We start from the raw sequence: 10,238 nt of genomic DNA on the forward strand, positions 1-10,238 counted from the left end.
AGGAGGATTGATCGTGGCGACCCGGCATGATTTTACGAGCCGTATCGAGTGGACGGGCAATCGCGGCGACGGAACGCGCAGCTATCGCGGCTACGATCGCAGCTGGAGCGTGACCACGCCGGGCCAGCCCGTCATCCACTGTTCGAACGATCCGCGGCTGGGCGGAAACCCGGCGCTGCCCAATCCCGAGGACATGCTGCTGTCGGCGCTCGCCGCCTGCCACATGCTCTGGTATCTTCATCTGGCCAGCGCGGCGGGGATTGTCGTGCAATGCTATCGGGACACGCCCATCGGAGCGGCCGAAAGCACGCCCGACGGCGCCGGCCGCTTCGTTCGCGCGATCCTCAAACCGCATATCGTCGTCGAGCGGGGCAGCGATCTGGCGCGCGCGGATGCGATCCACCATGAAATCCACAAGGTCTGCTTTATCGCGCGCTCGGTGAATTTCCCCGTGTCCTATGAGGCGAGTTATGCGACCGCCGAATGACGGGCGCGATCCAATCGGCCAAAGCGCGCCAGCCCTGACTTCACTGTCTATTGCGTCGCAGTTGCAATTAGTTTAGGCGGCCCCCGTTCATCGCAGGGATATCCGGGGGCATCATGGTTCGTTCGTTTCGTCCAGTCTTCAAATTCGCGCTGCTCGCCGCCAGCGTCCTTTCGGTTCCGGCCTTTGCGCAGGAAACCGCGCCGGAGCAGGAAGAGGGCGGGGCGAGCGGCCGCAAGGACGATACGATCGTCGTCTATGGCAGCGGCATCGACCGCAATAGTGCCGCCACCGGGCTCGACCTGACGCCGCGCGAGACGCCGCAGTCGATCACGATCATCACGCGCGAGCAGATCGACGACCAGGGGGCGTCGACGGTCGCCGACGTGCTCGAATATACCACCGGGCTTTCGGTGAAGCGCGTCGATCGCGGCCGTAACCTGCTGTCGGCGCGCGGCTTCGACATCACCGCCTTCCAGCTCGACGGCCTGCCCTTTGCGACGGGCAATGTCGGGCTCGAGGAGACCAGCACCGCCATCTATGACCGGGTCGAGGTCGTCCGCGGTGCGACCGGCCTGCTGCAGGGCGCGGGCGAGCCTTCGGCGTCGATCAACATGGTCCGCAAGCGCGCCGACGCCCGCGAGCTGACCGGCGAAGTGAATTTCGAAGCGGGTTCTTGGAATCATGTTTCGGGGCTGATCGACATCGGCGCGCCGCTGACCGCCGACGGATCGGTGCGCGCGCGTTTTGTCGCCGAGGTCTATTCGCAGGATGCCTTTGTCGACCTTGAAAGCAGCAACGGCTTCACCCTTTACGGCACGATCGCTGCCGATCTCGGCCCCGGCACGCGGATCAATGCGGGCGCGAGCTATCAGCGCGACGAGCGCGACGGCGTGATGTGGGCGCAGCTGCCCTATTGGTATGCCGACGGCTCGCGTCCCGACTGGGCGCGTTCGAAGGCCACCGGCGCCGACTGGAACGAATGGGACACCACCGAAAAGGCGGCGTTCGTGTCGCTCGAACAGGATCTGGGCGGCAGCTGGCAATTGCGCGGCGACCTCTCCTATTTCGAACAGGTCGAGGATTCGAAGCTGATCTGGCTGTGGGGCAGCCCCGACCGCGAAACCGGGACGGGAATGGACATATGGCCCTATTGGTATCTTTCCAAGCCCAAGCAATGGAGCGCCAATTTGCAGGTGAAGGGCGATTACCAGCTCTTCGGCCGGCAGCACGAGCTGGTGTTCGGCGCGATGTACAGCCACCAGAAGGGCGGCTGGACCAATCGCGATCCCGACCCCGCGAGCGTCGCCCCGGTTGGCGATTTCCACGCATGGGACGGCAGCTATCCCGAGCCCGTCTGGGGCGAACGCTATCGCATGAGCGGCTTCGGCACGACCGAGCAGACCGCCATCTATGGCGTGACGCGTTTCCAGATCCTCGACCGGCTCAAGCTGATCGCGGGCGGGCGGTTGAGTTCGTGGACGCGCGACGAGGAGGAGGCGCTTTACACGCCCGAACCCTATCGGATCGAGCACAAGGGGGTGTTTACACCCTATGCGGGGTTGATCCTCGACCTAGGTGACTTCCTCTCCGCCTATGCGAGCTATACGAGCATCTTCAACCCGCAGACCGCGCGCGACCGGACCGGCCGCTATCTCGACCCGCTCGAGGGCGACAATTATGAAGCGGGGCTGAAGGCCGACCTGATGGACGGGCGGCTGCGCGCGTCGGCGGCGGTCTTCCGCGTCGAGCAGAGCAATTTCGCCGTTCCAGACATCGATCCCGAAACGGGCGATCCCTATTTCGTGCCCGGCACCACCGACGTCGCCTCGCGCCCCGCCAAGGGCGTGGTGTCGAAGGGCTATGAACTCGAAATGCAGGGCGAGCCGCTTCGGGGCTGGGACATCAGCGTCGGGTGGAGCCATTTCAAGGCGAAGGATCCCGACGGCGTCGACGTGCAGGCGCACCAGCCGCGGCGCGTGTTCCGCATGGCGACCAAATATGAATTCGGCGGCGCGCTGAACGGCTTCAGCCTCGGCGGCTCGCTGCGCTGGGAAAGCCGGCCGCCGCAGACGGCGCCCAATCCCGTGACCGGGCAGGATGAACCGGTTGGGCAAAAGGCCTACGCGCTGGTGAACCTGATGGGCGCTTACGCCCTGACCGAGGCGTGGTCGGTGCAGGTCAATGTCAACAATGTTTTCGACAAGAGCTATTACAACACCAACAGCTGGTTCGGCGGCTTCATCTATGGCGAACCGCGCAATGCACGCGTGACGCTGCGCTACGGGTTTTAAGCGGCATCGAAATCGCGCACGATCGGATAATATAACCTAATAGGTGAAAATATCTTGACATCGTCACGCTGTTATGGCACAAGTGTCGCGATTATGCACTTTACACACCCACGGCTAAGTGATAGATAATGCTCATCAACGGAGCATATCACCATGTCGGTTCTTTCTTCCCCCTACTTCCACGACGAAGCCAAGGCTTTCGAGCATCTGGAAAGCATCGTTTGGGCTGACGGAGTTGTCTGCCCGCATTGCGGTGTAGTGGGTGGCCGCGTCTATGACCTGTCGGGAGTTCGGGGCAAGCCGACCCTGAAAAGCCCCGAAGGCGCGCTGCGTCACGGCCTCAAAAAGTGTGGCGAGTGCCGCAAGCAGTTCACCGTCAAGGTCGGCACCGTCTTTGAACATGCCCGTATGCCGCTGCACAAGATGCTACAGGCCGTTCACCTGATCGCATCGAGCAAGAAGGGTATTTCCGCCCATCAGCTTGGTCGCATCCTTGAGGTCCAGTACAAGACGGCTTGGTTCCTTGCCCACCGTATCCGCGAAGCCATGCGCTCCGGTGACCTTGCTGCCCCGTTCGGTTCGGGCGGTGGCGCTGTTGAGGTTGATGAAACCTATTTCGGCACCAAGGAAGGCCGTCGCGGCGCCAAGGCTGGCACGGCCCACAAGTTCGGCGTTCTGGCGCTGGTGGACCGCGAAACCGGCACCATGCGTTCGTTCACGTTCGACAAGTTCCGCGCCGATGAGGTCCACCCCATCGTCCTGAATAACATCGCCCGCGAAGCCCGTTTGATGACGGACGAAGCCAAGATGTACAAAAAGATCGGTCGCGAGTTTGCCGAGCATGGCACGACCCTTCATGGCGCGCGCCAGTATGTCGATTACAAGGATCGCACGATCCACACCAACACCGTCGAAGGCGCGTTCTCGATTTTCAAGCGCGGCATGAAGGGCGTCTATCAGCATTGCGGCGAGCAGCATCTGCACCGCTATCTGGCGGAATTTGAGTTCCGCTATAACACTCGTCAGGCCAACGGCATTGATGATCGTGGTCGGGCTGCACACGCGATGCGCGGTATCGTTGGGAAAAGGCTTACATATCAACAAGCTGATAAGTAAGCGAAAGCCTTGATTTAGTTGGCTGAATCGACTATATCTTGTGCGGGCCGAAACACGCCTGGTGGCGTGCCTTACCAGCTAAGGAATGGGCGTAAGCCAAGGCCCAATTTCATTTCAGTTTGAACTTCCAAATATCGAAATGAGGCGCAGTGACAGGCGTTTCGGTTGCCATCATTGCGTAGCCAATCTCACGCGCGAACCGCTTAGCGATATTGGATTTGGGGGATTCGAGATTTTTCCTCATGCCGGGATTCCAGTGCCAACTCGCGATCCCTAACAGGAAGTCATTTAGCTGATGCATCTGCGAACAGGACGGATCGCGGTAATCTAATGTATCAAAGGGGAGGTAGTTATAGCGCCCCGATTTCTTAGCAGCGCGGGCGTTCAAAATGCCGCGGATGTGCTGCATATCGAAGCGTGACGACCGCTTTCCGTGAAAGCAGTGTATTTCTGGCGGTTTCCGATATTTCCGGACGTAACACAGGAACAGTTCGCACACGAACTTTTGGAAGCCTGTCTCGTTGTCACCGTCGTTGTAGATTCGATTTTTAACCTGATGATTGTCGAATATGACGGCTGTAAAATCAATAATATGGCTATGTATGAGGTGTACCGCGAAATCGCACAGCCGTTCGTAATCTTGATATTTGCGTTCGGTGATGTTCTTCCATTGCAGTGAATCCCCCGCAAACTCGCTTTGCGACCTTATTAAGTCGATCTGCTGACAGATTCCTTCCACTCTGCTAAGGCTGGTGGACACGGCTCCGAGCACCATATGCCTATGGCCGGTTTGGCCGCTCTCGTCGCTGTAAACGCCGTACTGGCGCGAATAAGCGTGATCTATAGGAAGGCGATACATGAATAGCCGCACGGTTGCGTCCGACGACCAGAAGAGTCAACTCGACAAGTTCAAGAAAGCCGCGCGCGACCTCGAAACCGACGACGACCCCAAGCGCTTCGACGAGCGCCTAGGGAAGCTGGTGAAGCATAAGCCGGTAGAAAGGGCTCCGGACAAACCGTAGCAATACTGCGGGATATAAAGACATATACATGTCTCTGCGATGTTTTTGCGCAACACTTCGTTAACTTTGTTGCGCGCGCTGGCACTCGGGACTCGACTCTGCCAGCGCGGGAACAGATAGTGCACAACTGACAAAGAAAAGGCGGGAGCCTGCCAGCCCCCGCCCGATCATCCGCTACGATCTAGCAATCGCCAGCGGACTAGCTCTAGTGCGAGAGTATCCTACTCTCAAAAGGCGACGGGTCAAGGCGATTGCGGTAAATACCTTAGAAAAGGACCGTAAATTGTCTACCTATCAAGTCACCTGCATCCGGCCCGATGGGGCCGACACTGATCGCCGCATTGACCGCCTTGGCGGTATAGGTCCAGATGGCTCCGGAACGTGGAATGATACCATCGACAAAGTGATCTCCGCTATCGGCAATGGCCATTATTTTTGGGTTCAAGTGAATGGTCGTCGCGTCACCGTGGTGCGTCGTGTTCATCCGACTTCGGGACGGTGGTATCTCCAGACAGAGCCAGACTACTACCCGCATAACAACCTTCTGAACCTTCCCCGCTGCGCGTAACCACCGCGAACGGCGAAGCGAAACACTCTGGCTGCATCGCCCAGCGCAAGGCCTGCTGGGCGGTGTACAACCCCGCGTGTTCAAAGGGGTCCGGAAAGGCGGCAAGCCTCTCCTCTATGCGGCGCAATTCGTCGTCGATGTGCTGCACATTAATTCCTTTCCTACAAATTTCCGGCCTGTCACACCGACCGGATGAACCACGAACCAGATTGGAAAGATCGCGCAGAAGCGGCCAATTACTGGCTGCTAACCGCCCTTGTCGCTGGCGCCTTCGTTGCGGGGCTGATTTCCGCCGTTCCTTATATCGCGGGCGGGTGAGTGGGTTTGCAAACTACATAAACGCCAACGAAATGGCAACCGGCATTTTCTCCATAAATTGCATTGGAAAGGATGGCCCTGCCATGCCGACCCCCTTTTTTGCCGACCTGGTGCGCGAGCTTGCCCAAGAGGGCGGGACCGGACCGCTGACTCCCACGGGCGCGGTGCCGGGTCATCGCCGCTTTGCCGATATCGTTCCGGTGGATACCCCGTTTCATTATGCGATTTCCGGCATCACCCAGACCGCCCAATGGGAAGTCGGCTTCGGCCGGATCGACGGTGGCGGGCGGCTGTTGCGCGATGTGGTCGCAGCGTCGTCGAACGACGGCGAGCATGTCGATTTTTCGCCGGGACTGAAGACGATCGCGCTGACGGTCGGCGCCGGCTGGTTCGCCGACAGCGATGCGGCGCAAGACATGGTCGAAGCCGGGCTGGCGTCATTGACCGGGGCGATTGCCGCCAAGCAGCCGTTGTCGACGACGCATGAGGCGGTCGCGACGGGGGCCATCGACGATATGCTGACGGTGCGGCGAGGCAGCGGGTGGGTGAATATTCCGCTGTCGAGTCTGGCCTTTCGTGGCGACGACGGACGCCATGCGCTGACGGGTCCGCTCGGCGCGCCGAATGGCAGCGCCGCGGCGCCGGCGATCGGCTTTGATACCGATCCCGATTCGGGCCTGTTTCGCGCCGGCGCGGATATATTGGGATTTGCCGCGGGCGGCAGCGAGCGGATGCGGATCGACGGCTCGGGAAATGTCGGCATCGGCTGCACCCCGCTGGGGGTCACGCGGTTGCAGGTCCGGATCGCCAGCGACCGGCGCTTCACGGTGTTCGCGAACGGTATCGACAGCTGTTTTGGCTATATGAACGACGGCGGCAGCTGGGTCGACACCTTGCTGTGCGGCAATCCGTTGCGGCTGGGCGTCGGTGGCAGCGAGCGCGTGCGCCTCGAAGGTTCGGGCGTGTTCCGTCCGGCGGCGGACAACAACCAGACGCTGGGCGCCGCGGCGCAGCGTTGGGCCGTGCTGTACGCCGGCACGGGCACGATCAACACATCGGACGCGCGCGACAAGACATGGCGCGGCGCCGCGACTGCCGCCGAGGTGCGTGCCGCAAAGCGTATCGCCGCCGAACTGGGTTTTTTCCAGTGGCACGACGCGATTGCCGAAAAAGGAGCAGAGGGCGCGCGGCATCATTTCGGTGTTCGTGCGCAGGCGGTGTGGGCGGTTATGGCCGACGAAGGACTGATCGAGCCGATCGCCGAGGGCGGGGCGCCGAGCAGTCGCTATGCCTTTCTATGCCATGACCAATGGGACGAGGAGGCTGACGAAGGCCGCCCCGCGGGCGACCGTTTCGGCATCCGCACCGACCAGCTGGCGCTGTTCCTGATCGCGGCGCAGGACGCGCGCCTCGCGGCGCTGGAGGCCGCGGCATGATCGACGGATCGGCATTGGCCGCGCGCGCGATCGGCGATGTCGCAAGGCGCGATCTCGCGAGCGAGTGGGCCGGGCCCGAGCCGGCGGCGCCGCAGACGGCGCTGCCGCTGGCGCGCGAAGCGCCGCGGCGCGTGACGGTGCGCAGACCCTGACGGGAGGGGGAAGACGATGACGATGATGGTGAAGGATCCGGGCACGCGGATCGATTTCGAGTTCGACTGGGGCGCCGCCTATCCGGGCGGCCAGGCGGTCGTGGCGAGCGACTGGTCGGTCGCACCGGCGGAGGAGGGCGGCGTGACCGTGATCGGCGGCGCGCACGACCTGAAGGAGGTGACCGTCACGCTGGCGGGCGGGGTCGCGGGGCGCGTCTATCGCGTCACCAACCGCGTGACGATGAGCGACGGGCAGATCGACGAACGGTCGATGACCTTGCGGGTGGAGGAGCGATGATGGCGGAAAGCCTGTTGCCGGGCGAGGCCCCGGTGAGCCTGAACGAAGCGCGCGGCTGGCTGCGGCTGGGCGCGACGATCGACGATGCGGTGATCGCGGGGCTGGTGCGCGCGGCGACCAATATCTGCGAGGCGTTCATCGGCCAGTGGCTGGTCGTGCGCGCGGGCGAGGAGGAGGCGCCGCTGCCGGCGGATCGCATTCCGCTTGGGGCGCGGCCGGTGGTCGCGATCGACGGCGTGACATTGTTGTCGCCGGACGGCAGCGAACAGCCGCTCGGCGAGGACGCGTATCGCGTCACGATCGCCCGCGACGGCAGCGGCTGCGTCGCCGTGAATGACCCGGGCGATGCGGCGCGGGTGCGCATCGCCTATCGCGCCGGCATGGCCGAGGGCGCGAATGGCGTTCCCGAGGCGGTCCGGCAGGGAATCGTGCGGATGACCCAGCATTTGCACGACGCGCGCGACGGCGCGGAGGCAGGGCCGCCCGCGATGATCGCGGCGCTGTGGCAGCCGTGGCGGCGGCTGACGCTGGGAAGCGCGCGATGAGCGGCGCCGAGCAGGCGGTGCGGGCGAAGGCGTTGGCGCTGCTGACGGACGACGTGGAGCTCGCGGGTCTGGTGCACGGCGTGTTCGACGGCGTGCCGCCGCGGGCGAGCGCGCCCTATGTTTCGGTCGGCGGGGCGGAAGGCCGCGACTGGGGCACCAAGGACCGGGCGGGGCGCGAAGTGCAGGTGGCGCTGGTGCTGAATAGCGTCGGCGAGAGCGCCGACGGCGGTGCCGTCGCGCGGATCGAGGCGGCGGCCGGGGGCTTGCGCGGTGCGGCGGATTGCTGGACGATCGTGGGCGCGCGGGTGGTGCGGACGCGGTTTACCTTCACGCGCGATGGCGGCTGGCGCCGTGAGACGATCGTGCGGTGTCGCTGTCTGGCGGGGTAGGCGGAACGGCGGGGTTCGGCCGAAGCGGACGGTAATCCTCCCTGTGGCGAAGCCATGGGGAGGTGGCAGCGCGAAGTGCTGACGGAGGGGCTAATGACGCAGCGTCGTAGCCCCTCCACCGCGCCCTACGGGCGCGGTCCCCCTCCCCATCGCTGCGCGACAGGAAGGATTCCGTGAGAGCGTCCAACATCCGCTCACCACCCCAATGCCCGACATTCCCCTGCGCTTGGGGAGGCGGCATGGCTTGCGCTGGCGACCTTTGGCTATTCGCCCGGCATCGTATTGGTCGACTTATAGTCCTTGAACTTTTCGGTGAAATTGGCGTGGTAATCCTCGATCTGGAGGTCGGCGTCTTCGGTCGCGACCGCTTCGGAGTCGCCGCTTGCGCGGCCGAGCGCGATCACCGCCTTGCGAAAGGCGTCGCGCTCGGTCCCGCAGTTCGATTTCACCTGCATTTCATACTGGACGTCTTCGACCTTGGCCTCGAGCGCCTTCTTCATGTCGTCGCGCAGGCATTTGGTGAAGGCGACGCGCGTCGTGGCGACGGTCGCGCTCGGCGATTGGGCCATCATGGCCAAAACCAATGTCGTGATCAGCATCCTGCGACTCCCCATTCCGCATGACTATATTTTGAGGAGGTTAGACTATGGCTATCGAAAATGGGAGCGATTTTCTGCTCAAGATCGGCGACGGCGAAGCGCCGCCGACCTATCGTACGGTCGCGGGCCTGCGCACCACCCAGCTGTCGGTGAACGGCGAAGCGGTGAATGTCACGACCAAGGATTCGGGCGGGTGGCGCGAGCTGCTGTCGGGCGCCGGCGTCCGGTCGGTGTCGGTGAGCGCGGCGGGCATTTTCACGGGTTCGGACGCCGAGGTGCGGCTGCGCGGCCATGCCTTGTCGGGGACCATCGACGATTATGAGCTGAGCTTCGAAAGCGGCGAGCGGATGCGCGGGCGTTTCCTTGTCACGCGGCTCGACTATGCCGGCGATTATAATGGCGAGCGCAATTACACGCTGAACCTGGAATCGAGCGGCGCGGTGGTGAGCCTGTGAGCGGAGCCAACGCGCTCCGCGGCGAGGCGGAGTTGACGGTCGGTGGGCGGCGGCTGGTGCTGCGGCCGAGCTTTGCGGCCCTGGTTGCCGCCGAGGCCGAGCTGGGGCCGCTGTTCGGCCTGGTCGAACGGGCGGCCGAGGGGCGGTTGGGGCTGGGCGAGCTGGCGGGGCTGTTCTGGCATTGCGTCAGTGAGCGGCCCGACACGCTGACGCGCGAAGCGATCGGCGAGGCGGTGGTTGCGCAGGGGCTGGCGGCGGTGACGCCGGCGCTGCGGGTGCTGCTGGGGCAGATATTGCAGGGGCGGTGAGGTGGTGGGGAAGCAGGATGCCCACCCCGCTGCGACTAGCGAGCAAGCTCGCAAGTCTCGCTGCCCCTCCCGCTTGCGGGAGGGGAGTGTCGGGTCTGCGGCGGGGGCGCCTTTGGGGCCTGTTGGACGCGGCGCGGGGGGGGGGCCCGGGGGGGTCTGGGGGGGGGCGCCGGGCGCCGGTTGCGCGGCGCCGGCCGGGGGGGGCGGCCCCCGCGGGGGGGGCGCTCCCCGCGGGGCGGGGCGGGGGGCGGGGG

General features: G+C 63.8%; 14 protein-coding genes. 12 read left to right on the forward strand and 2 right to left on the reverse strand.

Translation table 11 applies throughout. The features are described 5' to 3' along the window. The first annotated feature begins 13 nt into the window (after positions 1–13). The 3 genes from FG95_RS08975 to FG95_RS08985 all read left to right on the forward strand — a co-directional run bounded on the left by FG95_RS08975 (position 14) and on the right by FG95_RS08985 (position 3,894). Positions 14–487: an OsmC family protein gene (locus FG95_RS08975; RefSeq protein WP_037555410.1), complete on the forward strand. Its 474-nt coding sequence runs from the start codon at positions 14–16 to the stop codon at positions 485–487. Between the two features lie 113 nt (positions 488–600). Beyond that, the gene (locus FG95_RS08980; protein WP_037555393.1) at positions 601–2,778 is read left to right on the forward strand and encodes a TonB-dependent siderophore receptor; all 2,178 of its coding nucleotides are present in this window, start codon (positions 601–603) and stop codon (positions 2,776–2,778) included. A gap of 153 nt (positions 2,779–2,931) precedes the next feature. After that, positions 2,932–3,894, forward strand: a complete 963-nt coding sequence (locus FG95_RS08985; RefSeq protein WP_037555394.1) for an IS1595 family transposase — start codon at positions 2,932–2,934, stop codon at positions 3,892–3,894. A 109-nt stretch (positions 3,895–4,003) separates the two neighbouring features. Here FG95_RS08985 and FG95_RS08990 read toward each other — a convergent pair whose 3' ends face one another. After that, positions 4,004–4,753, reverse strand: coding sequence for a DUF3800 domain-containing protein (locus tag FG95_RS08990; RefSeq protein ID WP_037555395.1), 750 nt, complete (start codon positions 4,751–4,753; stop codon positions 4,004–4,006). Between FG95_RS08990 and FG95_RS20920 the strand changes: the two genes are divergently transcribed. From FG95_RS20920 to gp17, 7 genes are all read left to right on the forward strand, one after another. After that, complete coding sequence (locus FG95_RS20920; protein WP_200880177.1) at positions 4,752–4,916, forward strand: hypothetical protein; 165 nt, start codon at positions 4,752–4,754, stop codon at positions 4,914–4,916. The genes FG95_RS08990 and FG95_RS20920 overlap by 2 nt on opposite strands. 208 nt (positions 4,917–5,124) lie before the next feature. Beyond that, entirely contained in the window at positions 5,125–5,484 is a 360-nt protein-coding gene (locus FG95_RS21345; RefSeq protein ID WP_443027703.1) for a DUF3892 domain-containing protein, read from the forward strand. Positions 5,485–5,885: 401 nt separating this feature from the next. Then, positions 5,886–7,238, forward strand: coding sequence for a tail fiber domain-containing protein (locus tag FG95_RS09000; RefSeq protein WP_037555397.1), 1,353 nt, complete (start codon positions 5,886–5,888; stop codon positions 7,236–7,238). Continuing rightward, complete coding sequence (locus tag FG95_RS20740; RefSeq protein ID WP_161786544.1) at positions 7,235–7,390, forward strand: hypothetical protein; 156 nt, start codon at positions 7,235–7,237, stop codon at positions 7,388–7,390. Before FG95_RS09000 ends, FG95_RS20740 begins: the two co-directional genes overlap by 4 nt. Positions 7,391–7,406: 16 nt before the next feature. Next, positions 7,407–7,688, forward strand: coding sequence for a phage fiber-tail adaptor protein (locus FG95_RS09005; protein ID WP_037555398.1), 282 nt, complete (start codon positions 7,407–7,409; stop codon positions 7,686–7,688). Then, entirely contained in the window at positions 7,685–8,233 is a 549-nt protein-coding gene (locus FG95_RS09010) for a head-tail connector protein (protein WP_081933082.1), read from the forward strand. Before FG95_RS09005 ends, FG95_RS09010 begins: the two co-directional genes overlap by 4 nt. Continuing rightward, positions 8,230–8,622 carry a tail completion protein gp17 gene (gene gp17 / locus FG95_RS09015; RefSeq protein ID WP_152567610.1) on the forward strand — a complete coding sequence of 131 codons (393 nt, stop codon included), beginning with the start codon at positions 8,230–8,232 and terminating at the stop codon, positions 8,620–8,622. Before FG95_RS09010 ends, gp17 begins: the two co-directional genes overlap by 4 nt. A gap of 263 nt (positions 8,623–8,885) precedes the next feature. Here gp17 and FG95_RS09020 read toward each other — a convergent pair whose 3' ends face one another. Next, on the reverse strand, positions 8,886–9,194 hold the full coding sequence (locus tag FG95_RS09020; RefSeq protein ID WP_235211513.1) for a hypothetical protein: 309 nt from the start codon (positions 9,192–9,194) through the stop codon (positions 8,886–8,888). A 74-nt stretch (positions 9,195–9,268) separates the two neighbouring features. Here FG95_RS09020 and FG95_RS09025 point away from each other — a divergent pair, with 74 nt between their 5' ends. Further along, positions 9,269–9,676 carry a phage major tail protein, TP901-1 family gene (locus tag FG95_RS09025; protein ID WP_037555400.1) on the forward strand — a complete coding sequence of 136 codons (408 nt, stop codon included), beginning with the start codon at positions 9,269–9,271 and terminating at the stop codon, positions 9,674–9,676. Continuing rightward, positions 9,673–9,984 carry a gene transfer agent family protein gene (locus FG95_RS09030; RefSeq protein ID WP_037555401.1) on the forward strand — a complete coding sequence of 104 codons (312 nt, stop codon included), beginning with the start codon at positions 9,673–9,675 and terminating at the stop codon, positions 9,982–9,984. Before FG95_RS09025 ends, FG95_RS09030 begins: the two co-directional genes overlap by 4 nt. Positions 9,985–10,238 lie beyond the last annotated feature (254 nt).

It is taken from the genome of Sphingopyxis sp. LC363 (genome assembly GCF_000756385.1).
GTDB lineage: Bacteria > Pseudomonadota > Alphaproteobacteria > Sphingomonadales > Sphingomonadaceae > Sphingopyxis.

Excerpts from the sequence above, each read along its gene's own strand:
- FG95_RS08980 (WP_037555393.1), top strand. The coding sequence starts at position 601 with ATGGTTCGTTCGTTTCGTCCAGTCTTCAAATTCGCGCTGCTCGCCGCC.
- FG95_RS08985 (WP_037555394.1), top strand. The coding sequence starts at position 2,932 with ATGTCGGTTCTTTCTTCCCCCTACTTCCACGACGAAGCCAAGGCTTTC.
- FG95_RS20920 (WP_200880177.1), top strand. The coding sequence starts at position 4,752 with ATGAATAGCCGCACGGTTGCGTCCGACGACCAGAAGAGTCAACTCGAC.
- FG95_RS08990 (WP_037555395.1), bottom strand. The coding sequence starts at position 4,753 with ATGTATCGCCTTCCTATAGATCACGCTTATTCGCGCCAGTACGGCGTT.
- FG95_RS09000 (WP_037555397.1), top strand. The coding sequence starts at position 5,886 with ATGCCGACCCCCTTTTTTGCCGACCTGGTGCGCGAGCTTGCCCAAGAG.
- FG95_RS20740 (WP_161786544.1), top strand. The coding sequence starts at position 7,235 with ATGATCGACGGATCGGCATTGGCCGCGCGCGCGATCGGCGATGTCGCA.
- FG95_RS09005 (WP_037555398.1), top strand. The coding sequence starts at position 7,407 with ATGACGATGATGGTGAAGGATCCGGGCACGCGGATCGATTTCGAGTTC.
- FG95_RS09010 (WP_081933082.1), top strand. The coding sequence starts at position 7,685 with ATGATGGCGGAAAGCCTGTTGCCGGGCGAGGCCCCGGTGAGCCTGAAC.
- gp17 (WP_152567610.1), top strand. The coding sequence starts at position 8,230 with ATGAGCGGCGCCGAGCAGGCGGTGCGGGCGAAGGCGTTGGCGCTGCTG.
- FG95_RS09020 (WP_235211513.1), bottom strand. The coding sequence starts at position 9,194 with ATGATGGCCCAATCGCCGAGCGCGACCGTCGCCACGACGCGCGTCGCC.
- FG95_RS09025 (WP_037555400.1), top strand. The coding sequence starts at position 9,269 with ATGGCTATCGAAAATGGGAGCGATTTTCTGCTCAAGATCGGCGACGGC.